Annotated in this window: 16 protein-coding genes; 4 read left to right on the forward strand and 12 right to left on the reverse strand. The window is 63.8% G+C overall.

The features are described from left to right. The coding region (locus BSG08_RS14145) for a GTP-binding protein (RefSeq protein ID WP_217649904.1) at window positions 1-94 on the reverse strand (94 nt) is incomplete at its 3' end. Between the two features lie 132 nt (window positions 95-226). Beyond that, window positions 227-919 (reverse strand): hypothetical protein, encoded by a 693-nt coding sequence (locus tag BSG08_RS14150; protein WP_093038286.1) that lies wholly within the window; start codon window positions 917-919, stop codon window positions 227-229. A gap of 119 nt (window positions 920-1,038) precedes the next feature. Between BSG08_RS14150 and BSG08_RS14155 the strand changes: the two genes are divergently transcribed. Next, complete coding sequence (locus BSG08_RS14155; protein ID WP_093038288.1) at window positions 1,039-2,439, forward strand: cytochrome P450; 1,401 nt, start codon at window positions 1,039-1,041, stop codon at window positions 2,437-2,439. Then, window positions 2,436-3,830, forward strand: coding sequence for a multicopper oxidase family protein (locus BSG08_RS14160; protein ID WP_093038291.1), 1,395 nt, complete (start codon window positions 2,436-2,438; stop codon window positions 3,828-3,830). Before BSG08_RS14155 ends, BSG08_RS14160 begins: the two co-directional genes overlap by 4 nt. A 66-nt stretch (window positions 3,831-3,896) precedes the next feature. Here BSG08_RS14160 and BSG08_RS14165 read toward each other — a convergent pair whose 3' ends face one another. Further along, window positions 3,897-4,772, reverse strand: a complete 876-nt coding sequence (locus tag BSG08_RS14165) for a 3-hydroxybutyryl-CoA dehydrogenase (RefSeq protein WP_093038293.1) — start codon at window positions 4,770-4,772, stop codon at window positions 3,897-3,899. A gap of 183 nt (window positions 4,773-4,955) precedes the next feature. Here BSG08_RS14165 and BSG08_RS14170 point away from each other — a divergent pair, with 183 nt between their 5' ends. Further along, window positions 4,956-5,789, forward strand: a complete 834-nt coding sequence (locus BSG08_RS14170) for a DUF6473 family protein (protein ID WP_093038295.1) — start codon at window positions 4,956-4,958, stop codon at window positions 5,787-5,789. A gap of 51 nt (window positions 5,790-5,840) precedes the next feature. Here the strand turns inward: BSG08_RS14170 and BSG08_RS14175 are convergent, their stop codons facing one another. From BSG08_RS14175 to BSG08_RS14195, 5 genes are all read right to left on the reverse strand, one after another. After that, a complete protein-coding gene (locus tag BSG08_RS14175) occupies window positions 5,841-6,767 on the reverse strand; it encodes an electron transfer flavoprotein subunit alpha/FixB family protein (RefSeq protein ID WP_093038513.1) in 927 nt (308 codons plus the stop codon). Next, complete coding sequence (locus BSG08_RS14180; protein ID WP_093038297.1) at window positions 6,767-7,525, reverse strand: electron transfer flavoprotein subunit beta/FixA family protein; 759 nt, start codon at window positions 7,523-7,525, stop codon at window positions 6,767-6,769. Before BSG08_RS14180 ends, BSG08_RS14175 begins: the two co-directional genes overlap by 1 nt. 169 nt (window positions 7,526-7,694) lie before the next feature. Continuing rightward, on the reverse strand, window positions 7,695-8,267 hold the full coding sequence (locus tag BSG08_RS14185) for a cob(I)yrinic acid a,c-diamide adenosyltransferase (RefSeq protein WP_093038299.1): 573 nt from the start codon (window positions 8,265-8,267) through the stop codon (window positions 7,695-7,697). A 13-nt stretch (window positions 8,268-8,280) separates the two neighbouring features. Further along, window positions 8,281-8,478: a twin transmembrane helix small protein gene (locus BSG08_RS14190; protein ID WP_093038301.1), complete on the reverse strand. Its 198-nt coding sequence runs from the start codon at window positions 8,476-8,478 to the stop codon at window positions 8,281-8,283. Window positions 8,479-8,567: 89 nt separating this feature from the next. Beyond that, window positions 8,568-9,398 carry an SDR family NAD(P)-dependent oxidoreductase gene (locus BSG08_RS14195; RefSeq protein ID WP_093038303.1) on the reverse strand — a complete coding sequence of 277 codons (831 nt, stop codon included), beginning with the start codon at window positions 9,396-9,398 and terminating at the stop codon, window positions 8,568-8,570. Window positions 9,399-9,623: 225 nt separating this feature from the next. Between BSG08_RS14195 and BSG08_RS14200 the strand changes: the two genes are divergently transcribed. After that, window positions 9,624-11,930, forward strand: coding sequence for a DNA topoisomerase IV subunit A (locus tag BSG08_RS14200; RefSeq protein ID WP_093038305.1), 2,307 nt, complete (start codon window positions 9,624-9,626; stop codon window positions 11,928-11,930). Window positions 11,931-12,003: 73 nt separating this feature from the next. Here BSG08_RS14200 and BSG08_RS14205 read toward each other — a convergent pair whose 3' ends face one another. Genes BSG08_RS14205 through rapZ form a run of 4 tightly spaced genes read right to left on the reverse strand, consistent with a single transcriptional unit; the run spans window position 12,004 to window position 14,566 of the window. After that, window positions 12,004-12,891, reverse strand: coding sequence for a lysophospholipid acyltransferase family protein (locus tag BSG08_RS14205; protein WP_093038515.1), 888 nt, complete (start codon window positions 12,889-12,891; stop codon window positions 12,004-12,006). Between the two features lie 47 nt (window positions 12,892-12,938). Continuing rightward, on the reverse strand, window positions 12,939-13,217 hold the full coding sequence (locus BSG08_RS14210) for an HPr family phosphocarrier protein (RefSeq protein WP_093038307.1): 279 nt from the start codon (window positions 13,215-13,217) through the stop codon (window positions 12,939-12,941). Window positions 13,218-13,229: 12 nt separating this feature from the next. Next, complete coding sequence (locus BSG08_RS14215; protein WP_093038309.1) at window positions 13,230-13,622, reverse strand: PTS sugar transporter subunit IIA; 393 nt, start codon at window positions 13,620-13,622, stop codon at window positions 13,230-13,232. Next, complete coding sequence (rapZ, locus tag BSG08_RS14220; RefSeq protein WP_093038311.1) at window positions 13,619-14,566, reverse strand: RNase adapter RapZ; 948 nt, start codon at window positions 14,564-14,566, stop codon at window positions 13,619-13,621. Before rapZ ends, BSG08_RS14215 begins: the two co-directional genes overlap by 4 nt. Window position 14,567: the final 1 nt, after the last annotated feature.

Here is a 14,567-nt window from a genome sequence, read left to right on the forward strand (position 1 = left end):
TCGCCGCCGTCAGCGTCGTCTTGCCGTGGTCAACGTGACCAATCGTGCCGATGTTAACATGCGGTTTCGTGCGGTCAAATTTTGCCTTTGCCATGTCTCGAGGCGCCTTGTCAGTTGGGGGGCCACCACGGCCCGATTGTTACTCCGCGCGGCATTTATTGGGTTCAGCAGGGAAAATCAAGCCTTTCATGGCGGATTGCGGCGGTCGCGGCGGAAGCGGTCGGGATCACTCCGTCGGCGGTGCCTCCGCCGGAGGCGCCGGAGCCGTGTCAACCTCAGCCGCCGCATCCTCCGGTGCCAACTCCGCTTCCGGAAAATCCACCTCTGCCTGCGTGGTCGGCGCGCCGGTCAGCACGCTGATCTTCTCCTTGGCGGGCCTGCCGTCATCCTCGAACCAGCCGAATTCGTTGTTCTGCTGCACCAGCCAGTTCTGGATGAGCTTGGCAGCGTTGCGGCTGAGGTTCTCCATCTGCTTTTCCCTGCTCTGGGTCAGGCCTGACCCGAGCAGGGTACTGGTGGAAAAGCTCTCGACGACCGTGACCATATGCGGCTTGTCGTTCAGCTTCCTGCCTGCTGCATCATCCCAGGCGGTCACGTTCAGGATCAGCGCCGATTTTGGCGAGGCAACCACCGGCACGCCGGGAAGCGCCAGGACATAACCCTCGACGCTGACCCCCAGATGATAAAGCCTGGTTCCATCATAACGCCCGAAGCGGTCCGTCATCGCCCTGGTCACCGCGTCGACCCATTCCTCGCGCGTAGCCTCGCGCGAGGCCGGACCCTTGATCAGGTTCGGAGCCACGACCACGTTGTGCCCGAGATGGAAGTTTCCCAGATAGGCCGGCGTCTCGTCGAGATCGTTCGGATCGGTGCAGGCCGCGACAAGCCCAAGGGCGAAAAGCGCAAAAAGACGGATCATTCGGCAAATCCCGGATTGCAATAAGTCGTGCAGGGATAGCGCAGCCGGTCGGGCGGTGCAATCGTTTGCCATGGTGCGGACGCGGACCTATATCATGGCTGTCAGCGCAAAGGTGCCTCATGTCCCAGACCGCCACCCTCTCGAGGCCCGCAGTTCCGGTCCATGTGACACTCGTGACCGAACCGATGGGCGTGCTGGCCAGCCTGCGTGCGGCGCGACGCAATGTGCTGTCGATCATCCCCGCCATCGCCACCCGTCAGCCGATGGTCTCGGGCCGCACCGGCAAACGCTGGCACATGGTGATGGACCCCGGCGCGATTCGTCGCATGCTGCTGGAAAATCTGGACAATTATCCGAAATCCATCGTTACCAAGAACCTCCTGCGCCCGGCGATCGGCGATTCCCTGTTCGTTGCCGAAGGAGCGCATTGGCGCTGGCAGCGGCGCACTGCGGCGCCGGTGTTCTCGCATCGCAACGTGATGAATCTTGGACCGGTCATGTCTGCCGCCGCCGAACGATCCTGCGCGCGGGTGGCCTACGCCGGCCCGCGCGCCGTGGACATGGCCGCCGACATGGTGCGCACCACGTTCGATGTCATCGCCGACGTGACTTTCTCGGGCGATGGCATGTTTGACGCGGACGCCGTGCATCGCGGCATCGACGCTTATATTTCCGAAGCGGGCAAGATATCGTTGTTCGACATCCTCGGCTTTCCCGACTGGGTGCCACGTCCGGGGCGGCTCATGTCCGGCGGGGCGGTTAACGAGATGAAGCGCGTGGCCGACGCGGCGGTCGAGGCGCGGCGCGCGCGCGGCCCCGAGGGCGTGCCCGATCTGCTCGACCTCCTGCTCGAGGGCGAGGATCCCGAAACCAGACGTCGGATGAACACCGCCGAGTTGCGCGACAACCTGCTGACCTTCATCGTCGCAGGCCATGAGACCACGGCGCTCACGCTTGGCTGGTCGCTTTATCTCTGCGCCTTTGACCAAAATGTGCAGGACCGCGCCCGTGCCGAGGCGCAGGCGGTGCTGCAGGGCCGCGCCGCGACCGGCGAGGACGTGGCGCGGCTGCCCTTTGTCCGGCAGATCATCGACGAGGCGCTGCGCCTCTATCCGCCTGCCGGCATGATCTCGCGCACCGCGCAAAAGGCGGACACGCTCTGTGGGCGCGAAATCCGGCCTGGCGACACGGTGATCATCCCGATCTACGCGCTGCACCGCAATCACGTCCTTTGGGACGACCCCGATGCCTTTCGTCCCGAGCGGTTCGCCGACCGCAAGAGTATCGAGCGCTATGCCTATCTGCCCTTCGGCGACGGGCCGCGCATCTGCATCGGCGCGAGCTTCGCGTTGCAGGAGGCGGTCATCATCCTTGCCACGTTGCTGTCGCGGTTCCGGTTCACCCCTGTCCCGGGACGCGATCCCGATCCGGTGATGATCCTGACACTTCGCCCCGAGGGCGGCGTCTGGCTGATGGCAGAACCGATGACACCCCGAGAACAGGAGGAGTCTCCCGCATGAGTCAGAATTTCAGTCGCCGCGCCTTTCTCAGCACAACCGCCGCAGCGGCAGCCCTGCCTCTCGTTCCCGCCCTTGCGACGGGACAGGTCGCATACGGCCTGCGCGCGGCGCCGGGCCGGGCGCGGCTGGTCCCGGAGCCCTGGGGCGAGACGCCGGTCTGGTGCTATGATGGCGCCGTGCCTGGTCCAGTGCTGCGCGCGCCACAGGGCGCACGGCTGAGCGTTGCGGTGCAGAACGGGCTTGCGACCGACACGACCGTACACTGGCACGGGCTGCGCCTGCCCAACGCGATGGACGGCGTGCCGCACCTGACCCAGCCGCCAATCAGGCCGGGAGAGACCTTTGCCTACGAGTTCGACCTACCCGACGCGGGCACCTTCTGGTATCACCCGCACATGCAGAGCGCCGAACAGGTGGGGCGCGGCCTCTACGGCGCGCTCATCGTTGAAGAGGCCGCGCCGCCGCGCGTGGACCGCGACGTTATCTGGGTGCTCGATGACTGGCGCCTGACGCAGGAGGCCGCAATTTCCGCAGATTTCGGAGCGAACCACGACCAGAGCCATGCCGGACGGATCGGCAATACCGTCACGATCAACGGGCGCGTGCCCGATGAATTCGCCCTGCGCCCCGGCGAGCGCATCCGCCTGCGGCTGATCAACGCCGCCAATGCGCGCATCTTCGAACTCGACTTCGGCGACCTTGATCCGCGCATCATCGCCCTCGACGGTCAGCCCGTCACGCCGCACAGCCCCGAGGCAGGACTGGTCACGCTTGGCCCGGCGATGCGCGCCGACCTGATCCTCGATATGCCCGGCGCGCCGGACGCGCGTATTTCCGTGACGGACGGCTTCTACCCCCAAGCCGCCTACCGGCTGGTCGATCTGGTGGCCGAGGGCGCGCCGCTGCGCGACGGCCCGCCCGACTGGCCCATCGCCCTTGCCCCCAACCCCCTGCCGGAACCGGATCTGTCAGGGGCGATCAGGCACGAGATCACGTTTACCGGCGGGGCCATGGGCGGCATGGTGATGCAGGGCATGGGCCTGCAGATGGATCATCGTGGTAACGGCTTCTGGTTCGTCAACGGCGTCGCGGCCGAAGGGCATGTGCATGACCCCATCCTCACCCTCAGGCGTGACGCGAGCCATGTGCTGCGGATGACCAATGCTACCGGCTTTCACCATCCGATCCACCTGCACGGCCATTCGTTTCGTGTGCTCAGCCGCAACGGCATCGCCACGCCGCATCGCGAATGGCGCGACACCGTGCTGATGGCGCCGCGCGAGCAGGTCGAGATCGGGTTTGTCGCTGACAATCCTGGTGACTGGATGATTCACTGCCACATCCTGGAACATCAGGCGGCGGGCATGATGGCGGTGCTGCGGGTGGCGTGAGCCGCAGACAATCCCCGGAACATCCGTCGGGTGCCCTGGCATTCGCCGCGCCACGGTACGAGCGCACTACCGCGTCGGCACCGGCTCTTCGCCGCGATAGTCGTAAAAGCCCCGCCCCGTCTTGCGGCCCAGCCACCCCGCCTCGACGTATTTCGTGAGCAGCGGACAGGGTCGGTATTTCGTGTCCGCCAGCCCGTCATGCAGCACGTTCATGATCGCAAGGCAGGTGTCCAGCCCGATGAAATCCGCCAGTTCCAGCGGCCCCATCGGGTGATTGGCCCCCAGTTTCATAGACTGGTCGATAGACCTGACATTTCCGACCCCTTCATAGAGCGTGTAGACGGCCTCGTTGATCATCGGCATGAGGATGCGGTTGACGATGAAGGCCGGGAAATCCTCGGCGCTGGCGGCGGTCTTGCCCAGTTTCTCGACCACGGCAAGGCAGGCGTCATAGGTGACCTTGTCGGTTGCAATGCCGCGGATGAGTTCCACCAGCTGCATCACCGGCACCGGGTTCATGAAATGGAACCCCATGAATTTCTCCGGCCGGTCGGTGCGGCTGGCCAGGCGCGTGATCGAGATCGAGGACGTGTTAGAGGTCAGGATCGTATGTGGCAGCAGATGCGGCAACAATTCGTCGAAAATCGCCTGTTTCACCGCCTCGCGTTCGGTCGCGGCCTCTATCACCAGATCGGTCTTGCCCAGATCGGTCAGGGTCTGCGTCGTGGTGATCCGCGCCAGCGCCGCCTCCATCTCGGCCCGGGTGATCTTGTCGCGGCTGACCTGCCGGTCCATGTTCCTGCGGATTGTCTCCATGGCGCGTTGCAGCGTCTCGGCGCTGATGTCGTTGAGCAGGACCTCATAACCGGCGAGCGCCATCACATGCGCAATGCCGTTACCCATCTGGCCTGCGCCGACCACGCCGATTTTCGCGATATCCATCTGTCCGGTCCCCGTGCTTTTGCTGCACCAGCATAGGCCCCGGCGGGGGCCACCTGCAAGGGCCGCAAGTAGCCAAAGGCAGGTGTGAAGACCGCAAAAATATTAGCCGAATTTTAACATTAGCAATTCCTCAAGGATTTTTCGCGAATCCTTGCCTCGGGTGAGCAAATAATGGTGGGATCAATGGCATTTGAACGGATGGGGCAACAGCCCCTTGACTATCAGCACGTAAACTACGGCGCATCGAAACTGCTGTTTCGCGGACCCCGGCGCAGGCTGGATGGTGGCTATGTCGCCTGTCTGGGGGGTACGGAAACCTATGGCAAATTCATCGAGCGCCCGTTTCCCGACCTGCTGAGCCGGGGGCTGGCTCTGCCTTGTGTCAACCTTGGCTGGGCCAATGCCGGGGTCGACGTGTTCCTCATGGATGAGGGTCTGCTGGCGCTGGCACACCGCGCGCGCGCGGTGGTGCTGCAAATCCCCTCGGCGATGAACCTGTCCAATCCCTATTACCGCGTCCATCCGCGCCGCAATGACCGCTTCGTGCAGGCCAGCCCGCGCCTTTACCGCCTGTTTCCCGAGGTCGATTTCACCGAGTTCCACTTTACCCGTCACCTGATGCTGCGGCTTTCGGACATCGACCCCGCGCGATTTGCCATACTGCGCGTGGAACTTCAGGAGGTTTGGGTGGCGCGCATGCAGCACCTTCTTGACCGGATCGGACGGCCCGTGGTGCTGCTCTGGTTTGCGGGTCATCCGCCGGGGAACGGAGAGGGATCGGCAGACCTGTGCGACGATCCCGCCTATGTCAGTCGTGCCATGCTGCAGGCCGTCGGCAGCCGCGCTGCGTATGTGGTGGAGGTGGTGGCAAGCCCCGGCGCAAAGGCTCTGGGCACGCACGGCATGCGCTTTGCACCGCTGGAAGAAATCGCCGCCGCCGCGCTGCCGGGTCCGCTCGCCCATAGCGAGGTGGCCCGCGCCCTGACCCCGGCGCTCGCCCCTCTGATCGCGGAATGAAAGGACCCGCGCCTCCGGGGCGCGGGCCGTTATTCCACGTCTAGGACGCTCTCACAGCTTTTCGGTCAGCTCCGGCACGGCGGTAAAGAGGTCCGCCACGAGGCCGTAATCGGCGACCTGAAAGATGGGCGCCTCTTCGTCCTTGTTGATGGCGACGATGATCTTGGAATCCTTCATCCCCGCCAGATGCTGGATCGCCCCCGAGATGCCGACCGCGACATAGAGGTTGGGGGCCACCACCTTGCCGGTCTGGCCGACCTGCCAGTCGTTCGGCGCATAACCCGAATCGACCGCCGCGCGCGACGCGCCAACGGCGGCGCCCAGCTTGTCCGCCAGTTTCTCGATCAGCGCGAAATCCTCCTGGCTGCCCACGCCGCGCCCGCCCGAGACGACGATCCCGGCAGAGGTCAGTTCGGGCCGATCCGAGGCCGCGACCTTGTCCTCGACCCATTCGGAGAGGCCGGGATTGGCCACCGCCGAAATTGTCTCGACCGGGGCCGCCGCCTGTTCGCCCGCCGGCTCGAAGGTCGAGGTGCGAAAGCTGATGACCTTTTTCGCATCGCGCGATTTCACCGTCTGGATCGCGTTGCCCGCATAGATCGGGCGCTCATACGTGTCGGCATCCACCACGCCCGAGGCGTCCGAGATCACCATGACATCCAAAAGCGCCGCGACGCGCGGCAGCACGTTCTTGGCGTCGGTCGTGGCCGGAGCCACTATATGGCTGTAATCGTCAGCCAGCGACACGATCAGCGCGGCGGTGGATTCCGCCAGACGGTGCCCCAATGAGGCATCCTCGGCCACCAGCACCTTTTTCACACCGGCGATCCTGGCCGCCGCTTCGCCCGCCGCTGCGGCCGAAGCCCCGCAGCAGAGCGCTGTCACATCGCCCAGTTTGGCCGCTGCCGTCACCGCCTTGGCGGTGGCATCCAGCGACAGTTCGCCATCGGTGACTTCGGCAAGAAGAAGAACAGACATCATACGGCCCCCGCTTCCTTGAGTTTCGCAACCAGTTCGTCGACCGAGCCCACGATCACGCCCGCCGCCCGCGCCGCGGGCTCTGAGGTGACGGTGATGTCCAGCCGCGGCGTGACATCGACGCCGTAATCGGCGGCAGTTTTTTCATCCAGCGGCTTTTTCTTGGCCTTCATGATGTTGGGCAACGACGCATAGCGCGGCTCGTTCAGGCGCAGATCGACGGTGACGATGGTAGGTGTCTTGACCTTGATCGTCTGCAGACCGCCATCCACCTCGCGGGTGACCAGCGCATGATCGCCCTCGACCTCAAGTTTCGAGGCGAAGGTCGCCTGGGACCAGCCCAGCAGCGCCGAGAGCATCTGCCCGGTGGCGTTCATGTCATTGTCGATCGCCTGCTTGCCGCAAAGCACGAGGCCGGGTTGTTCTTCCTCAACGATTTTCGCAAGGATTTTCGCGACCGCCAGCGGCTCGATATCGGTATGCACATCCTCAGCGGCCACCACCAGGATCGCGCGGTCCGCGCCCATCGCCAGCGCCGTGCGCAGCGTCTCCTGCGCCTGTTTCACGCCGATGGAAACCGCGATCACCTCTTCGGCCTTGCCCGCCTCTTTCAGACGAATCGCCTCTTCGACGGCGATCTCGTCGAACGGATTCATCGACATCTTTACATTCGCAAGATCGACACCGCTGCCGTCCGCCTTCACGCGAACCTTCACGTTGTAGTCGATCACGCGTTTGACAGGCACAAGCACCTTCATTGGCATGGTCTCCCTTAAAGTGGTGAAGAGCCGGTCCGACTCTTCGGCTAAATCTTTCTCGCGCGTTGATACCGGGTCAGGCGCGCATAAAACAGGGCAAAATCGTCACGTTTGCGTCCGGCGACGTCGCGTTTCGGGATTTAGGGCGCAAGAATATTGCCAGAGTGTTTCAGCGGTTCGCGCCCGGAATCCACAAGACATCCGCCTTGCCGTTTTCATTGGCCATGCGAGAGGCGACGAAAAACCAGTCGCTCAGCCGGTTGAGATATTTCACCGCCGCCGCGTTCACATGTTCCAGCGTCGCCAGTTCGACGCACAGCCGCTCAGCGCGCCGCGAGACTGTACGGCAGAGGTGCAGATGCGCCGCCAGCGGCGAGCCACCGGGCAGGACAAAGCTGCGCAGGGGCTGGAGATGTCCGTTCATCGCGTCAATCTCGGCCTCCAGCCGCGCGACCTGACTGTCAGCCATGCGCAGCGGCGGGTATTCGGCCTTGGCATCCTGCTCCATATCGGGACGGCACAGATCGGCCCCAAGATCAAAGAGATCGTTTTGAATACGCGCCAGCGCAGCGTCGGTTTCGTCCGTCGCATGCAGTCGCGCCAGCCCGACGGTCGCGTTGGCCTCGTCCACCGTGCCATAGGCGGTGACGCGCACCGAATGCTTGGCCACGCGAGCGCCGTTGCCAAGTGCGGTTTCGCCCGCATCGCCGGTGCGTGTATAAATCTTGTTCAGGACCACCATGGGTCTATCCTCCCTAACTGCGGAAATAGACGAAAATCAAAATGAGCAGTATAGCAATGAATTGCGCGATCAGCCGCCAGCGCATGTACTTGTTCGACCTCTTTGCATTCTCCACCCCCTCCTTGCCAAAGGTGGAAATGCCCCGGATCAGAATCAACGCCACGGCCAGACAGCCCAAGGCCACGAGGAGAAATAGCGGATCTTGCAGCATCAGGCGTCCTTTCCGAGTCGGTCTCGTGGGGCACATCTAGGCGGGGTGGGGCACAAAGCGAAAGGGAAAATGTGCCGCAGTCAATAGCCCTATCCCTTGGAAATCACCCAATCCAGTGCGCGGGACGGCAGAATGCGCCGTAGCGTGCCCATCATATAGGTGGGCGCCGTGACATAATAACGCGCGCGGGGGCGCGGTGCCTCCAGCGCATGTATGAGCTTTCTGGTCACCGCCCCGGGCGGCAATTCGAACGTATCCTTGCTATATTCGCCATAGAGCCGCGGGCGCAGCTTGTCGCGATACTCCGGCGCACGATGTGCGTTTTCCCAGTCGATCCAGCGCTCAAAGGGCGCGCGCGCGTTTTCGCGAATTCTGGTCGTCACCGGCCCCGGCTCGATCAGGCTGACATGAATACCCGTGCCGCGCATCTCGATCCGCAGCGTGTCGGTCAGCCCCTCAATCGCGAATTTCGTGCTGACATAGGCGCCGCGCCAACCGATCGCCACCAGACCCAGAACCGACGAACATTGCACGATCCGCCCGCCGCCCTGCGCGCGCATCGCCGGGATCACCTGTCGTGTGAGATCGTGCCAGCCAAAGACATTGGCCTCGAAAATCTCGCGCAGCGCGCCGCGTGGCAGATCCTCGACCAGTCCCGGACAGGCAAAGGCACCATTGTTGAAAAGCGCATCGAGCCGTCCGCCGGTTGTCTCCAGCACCTCGGTCAGACCTGCGGCAATGCTCGTCTCGTCCTCATAGTCAATCCGGGGGCTTGCGAACCCCTCGGTGCGCAACCGCGCGCAGTCCGCCTCTTTGCGGCAGGCGGCAAAGACGCGCCAGCCGCGCGCCCGCAGGCCATGCGCGGCGTCATGGCCGATGCCGGAGGAACAGCCGGTGATCAGGATGGTTCTCTCGCTCATGCCGCCTTGTGGCCCGGGACCACGAGCGATGCAAGCCTGCTCGGAGACGCGCGGTACAATTGCCCCGGCATGTTTTGCCGCGTCTGAACAGGGTTGGTCGACTGGCGATAACCCACCCGGCATGCCCGGATCGTCCTCTGAAACTGCGGCAGAATCGCGAAACTTTGGCCGCTCGCGGCCTCTATGAGCTTTACGCGGAATCCTGCGGGCGCTATCACCGCATCTATGAGTGATTTGCTGGACGACCCCAACATGCTGCCAGAGGCGGTGTCAGAGCCGCTGCGCCGCGCGATCGGCGAGCGCTATCTGACCTATGCGCTTTCGACCATCATGCACCGCGCGCTGCCGGATGCGCGCGACGGGCTGAAGCCGGTGCATCGCCGCATCCTCTATGCAATGCGCGAGTTGCGGCTGTCCAGCACCGGCGGGTTCCGCAAATCCGCCAAGATCTCGGGCGATGTGATGGGCAACTATCATCCGCATGGCGACGCAGCGATCTATGACGCCATGGCGCGGCTCGCGCAGGATTTCGCGGTGCGCTATCCGCTGGTCGACGGACAGGGCAATTTCGGCAATATCGACGGCGATAACCCCGCCGCCTCGCGCTATACAGAGGCGCGGATGACCGCCTTTGCCGAGGCGCTGCTCGATGGGCTGGCAGAGGATGCGGTCGATTTCCGCGACAATTACGACGGCACCCTGCGCGAGCCTGTGGTGCTGCCTGCCTCTTTCCCGAATCTTCTGGCCAACGGCTCCTCGGGCATCGCCGTGGGCATGGCCACCAATATCCCGCCACATAACATTGCCGAGTTGATCGACGCCTGCCTGCATCTCATCAAGTCCCCCGACGCACGCGACGAAACGCTGCTGAATTTCATACCCGGTCCCGATTTCCCCACCGGTGGCGTCATCGTCGAACCGCCCGAGAGCATCGCGCAGGCCTATCGCACCGGGCGCGGCGCGTTCCGGCTGCGCTGCAAATGGGATGTCGAGGATCTGGGACGCGGTCAGTGGCAGATCGTGATCACCGAGATCCCCTATCAGGTGCAGAAATCCAAGCTGATCGAGCGCATCGCCGAACTGATCCAGACCCGCAAGGTGCCGATTCTCGCCGATGTGCGTGACGAAAGCGCAGAGGATATTCGTCTGATCCTCGAGCCGCGGTCCAAGAATGTCGATCCCGAGATGCTGATGGGCATGATGTATCGCAATTCCGAACTAGAACTGCGGTTCTCGCTCAACATGAACGTGCTGATCGACGGGGTGACGCCGCGCGTCTGTTCGTTGAAAGAGGTGCTGCGCGCCTTTCTGGATTTCCGGCAGGAGGTGCTGCTGCGCCGCTCGGCGCACCGGATGGAAAGGATCGACCATCGGCTTGAGGTGCTTGAGGGGCTGATCGTGGCCTTTCTCAATCTCGACCGGGTGATCGACATCATCCGCTATGACGACGATCCGAAAGCGGCGCTGATGCGCGAGGACTGGGGGCGCACATTCGCCCGCGCCACATCCGAGGCCGATTACATGCCTCCCCCCCCCGGCGGCGAGGACGGGCTGACGGATGTGCAGGCCGAGGCGATCCTGAACATGCGCCTGCGCTCGCTGCGCCGTCTGGAAGAGATCGAACTGAAGCGTGAACGCGATGCGCTGATGGAGGAACGCGCGGGCCTTGAGGATCTGCTTGAGGATGTTTCCCTGCAATGGGCCGCCGTCGCCGATCAACTGCGCGAGGTAAGAAAGACCTTCGGCAAGACCCATGCAATCGGCGCGCGCCGCACGCAATTCGCTAAGGCCGGCAGCATCGAGGAAGTGCCCCTTGAGGCGATGATCGACCGCGAACCGATCACGGTGGTCTGCTCCCAGATGGGCTGGATCCGCGCCATGACCGGACATCTCGACCTTGGCCGCGAGTTGAAGTTCAAGGACGGTGACGCACCGCGCTTCATGTTCCATGCCGAGACCACCGACCGCATTCTGGTCTTTGGCTCGAACGGGCGGTTCTACACGCTGAGCGCCGCCAACCTGCCGGGCGGGCGCGGCATGGGCGAGCCACTGCGCCTGATGGTCGATCTGCCCAACGAGGCGGGCATCGTCGATCTGCTCATTCACAAACCGGGCCGCAAGCTGCTCGTGGCCTCATCCGCGGGCGATGGATTCATCGTGCCCGAAGATGAGGTCGTGGCCCAGACCCGCAGCGGCAAGCAGGTGCTCAACCTGCGCGAGCCCGCGCGCGCGCAGGTGTGCAAACCCGTCACCGGCGATCACGTCGCCTGCGTGGGCGAGAACCGCAAGGTGTTGGTCTTTGCCCTCGACGAACTCCCGGAACTGGTCCGAGGCAAGGGTGTGCGGCTACAGAAATACAGGGATGGCGGGCTGTCGGATGCCACCACCTTTGCGCTTGCCGACGGGCTGAGCTGGCAGGATCCGGCGGGGCGCACCCGCACAGAAACCGATCTCGAGGAATGGCTGGGCAAACGCGCCGGATCGGGCCGCATGGCGCCACGCGGTTTTCCGCGCGACAACCGGTTTACCTGAGGCGGATGACGCAGGGGTGCGTATCGCGCGCGGATGGGCTGAGGAGAACATTGGCCAACGCCGCCCAACCGCACTACTTATGCCCTTGTCCCAATGACAGCGTATGCGCCCGCAGCCACTCCATGAACCCGCGCGGATCGCTCTCTAACATTTTCATCCGCTCGTCGCTGATGGGTTCGCCGACGATCGGCCTTTGTGGCCGGTTGCAGCTATGCACCACCTCATGCAACAACAGCCCCTGCCGCAACGTGGCCGAGATGCGGTTGGCGATCTGATACCAGCGTGAATTGGAGCCGGGAAAGAAGATCGGCACCACCTTTGCCCCCGAGCGGCGGATCATCTGGGCGGTAAACACGTTCCATTCCCGTTCGACCGCCGGGCCAAACAGCGTGTCGCTGGACGCCACCACACCCGAGGGGAACACGCTGATCACCCCGCCCTCTTTCAGATGAGCCATCGCCTTGGCGCGCATCTCGACCGATTTACGCTGCGCGTCCGGTTCATGCGGAAATGGCACGGAGATCATGTAAGAGGCCGCCACCTCGTCGATCCCGGTGAGCAGGGCGCGCGTCAGGATTTTGTAGTCACCGCGCCGCCGCCCGATGAGATCCGCCAGAATCATTCCGTCCACCAGACCATGAGGATGGTTGGCGACCACCACCACCGGGCCATCGAGGGGGATGTTTTGCACCTCATCGTCGGGCGTCAGCAGCGGAATACCCATCGTGTCGAGCGCCGCGCGCCAGAACGCCTGACCCGTCGGCGCGCCGCGCTTTTCGAACTTGCGGATCATCCGGACGATTGTGATCTTGCCCGTCATCCATTCCATCGTGCGAATGACGAAGGAGGTCAGACGGCTGTCAAAACTGTTGGCATAGGTCAGGCTGCGACGATCATATTTCGTGAATACGACCGTTTCTCCGGCTTCACTACCGGTCTTTGGTTGCGCCTCGATGCTCACTGCCCCGTCCCTGTCCCGCACTGCCACCGCCGCAGGTGTCCGCGCGCTCACATATCCTCGCCAAAGCGGTTAGCCACAAGCGCCGCCACCGCATCTGCCAGCGGCACGGCATCAGGACCCGCAATCTGCACGTCAATAGTGGTTCCCTTGGCTGCTGCCAACATCAAAAGCCCCATGATACTGTCGCCCGAGGCCGATTGCCCGCCAAGCGAAACCTCGACACGCGCGTCAAAGCCTTCGACCACTTCGACCAGCTTGGCGGCGGCGCGGGCATGGAGCCCCTTTTCATTGACGATGTCCAGTCGCCGCGTCACCTTGTCCGTCATCGCGCTACCCTCTCACTCGGCCGATACATTGTGGCTGTCGATATATTTGCGTCCGGCCTCAAGTGCGGCGCGCACCGCGTCCGGCACGGTCTGGTGACGGCTCTTAGCCAGCTTGATCAGCATCGGCAGATTGGCCCCATAGAGAATACGCCGGTCATCCGGGCGACAGGCCCTGAGCGACAGGTTCGACGGCGAACCGCCAAAAATGTCGGTCACCAGAACCACGCCGTCGCCGGTGTCAACGGCATCAGCGGCGGCACAGATTTCGTCCTGCTTGAGCGCCCGGTCATGATCACCCTCGATGCTGATCGCCATGATCCCGGGCTGGGCACCGACGACATGCTCGACCGCCCTGAGATATTCTCGGGCCAGCCCGCCATGCGCCACGATCACGATTCCGATCAAGACCGTCTCAACTCCTCAGATCTCCGACCCGGCCCCGGCCCGTCAGACAGTCCGTGCCGCTCCAGCTCCCGATGCCTTATTGACACTTGCCAGCCCTTCTCTGCAAGGCTTGCCGCGAGGGTTTCCGCCATGCACACGCTGCGATGCTGCCCGCCGGTGCAACCGAACCCGATGGCAAGATAGGCCTTGCCCTCCGCCTCATAGGCCGGAAGCAGCACCTCGACAAGATCGGTCACGCGCGCGCGAAATCCCTCGAACCGGGGATCGCTGCGCACATAGGCCGCCACGCCCTCGGTGCGCCCGTCCTGACCGCGCAGCGCCGCCTCCCAATAGGGGTTTTTCAGAAACCGGCAGTCAAGCACCATATCGAGACCCCGCGGCAGCCCTCTCTTGTAGGAAAACGAATGCACCGATACCGCCAGCCTCGCCGAACCGCGCGCGGCGAACCAGTGTTCCAGTTCGGCGCGCAGGTCATGCGGCGACAATTCCGAGGTGTCGATCAGCAGATCGGCGCGCGCCCGCACCGGACCCAGCAGGTCGAATTCCCGTGCGATGCCCAGTTCGGGGCTTTCGGCCGGAGCCAGCGGATGCCGTCGCCGCGTCTCGGAAAACCGCCGCACCAGAACATCCGGGCGGCAATCGAGATAGAGCACCTGCAACGGCAGACCCAGCGGCCAGTCCCGCCGGTCGATCACCTCGATCAGCGCATTGGTCGAGAAATCCCGGTTGCGCACATCAATACCAAGCGCCAGCGGCTTGTCGGGCGCGCGCCCCTCCAGCAGACGCGGTAACAGCGACAGCGGCAGGTTGTCGATCGCCTCGTATCCCATGTCCTCAAGCACGCGGATGGCCGTGCTGCGCCCGGCCCCGGACGGGCCGGTGACCAGCACAAGGCGGTCGGCCGCACCACCAGGCCGCGTGTCATCCGGATCAGACGCAGACATC

This window comes from Roseovarius azorensis, from assembly GCF_900109455.1.
In the GTDB taxonomy this organism is placed as follows: Bacteria; Pseudomonadota; Alphaproteobacteria; order Rhodobacterales; family Rhodobacteraceae; genus Roseovarius; species Roseovarius azorensis.

Bases quoted from the DNA above. Each gene is read 5' to 3' on its own strand.
- BSG08_RS14210 (WP_093038307.1), bottom strand. From the start codon at position 13,217: ATGACGGACAAGGTGACGCGGCGACTGGACATCGTCAATGAAAAGGGG.
- BSG08_RS14195 (WP_093038303.1), bottom strand. From the start codon at position 9,398: ATGAGCGAGAGAACCATCCTGATCACCGGCTGTTCCTCCGGCATCGGC.
- BSG08_RS14170 (WP_093038295.1), top strand. From the start codon at position 4,956: ATGGCATTTGAACGGATGGGGCAACAGCCCCTTGACTATCAGCACGTA.
- BSG08_RS14180 (WP_093038297.1), bottom strand. From the start codon at position 7,525: ATGAAGGTGCTTGTGCCTGTCAAACGCGTGATCGACTACAACGTGAAG.
- BSG08_RS14190 (WP_093038301.1), bottom strand. From the start codon at position 8,478: ATGCTGCAAGATCCGCTATTTCTCCTCGTGGCCTTGGGCTGTCTGGCC.
- BSG08_RS14165 (WP_093038293.1), bottom strand. From the start codon at position 4,772: ATGGATATCGCGAAAATCGGCGTGGTCGGCGCAGGCCAGATGGGTAAC.
- BSG08_RS14155 (WP_093038288.1), top strand. From the start codon at position 1,039: ATGTCCCAGACCGCCACCCTCTCGAGGCCCGCAGTTCCGGTCCATGTG.
- BSG08_RS14160 (WP_093038291.1), top strand. From the start codon at position 2,436: ATGAGTCAGAATTTCAGTCGCCGCGCCTTTCTCAGCACAACCGCCGCA.
- BSG08_RS14150 (WP_093038286.1), bottom strand. From the start codon at position 919: ATGATCCGTCTTTTTGCGCTTTTCGCCCTTGGGCTTGTCGCGGCCTGC.
- BSG08_RS14185 (WP_093038299.1), bottom strand. From the start codon at position 8,267: ATGGTGGTCCTGAACAAGATTTATACACGCACCGGCGATGCGGGCGAA.
- BSG08_RS14175 (WP_093038513.1), bottom strand. From the start codon at position 6,767: ATGTCTGTTCTTCTTCTTGCCGAAGTCACCGATGGCGAACTGTCGCTG.
- BSG08_RS14200 (WP_093038305.1), top strand. From the start codon at position 9,624: ATGAGTGATTTGCTGGACGACCCCAACATGCTGCCAGAGGCGGTGTCA.
- rapZ (WP_093038311.1), bottom strand. From the start codon at position 14,566: ATGTCTGCGTCTGATCCGGATGACACGCGGCCTGGTGGTGCGGCCGAC.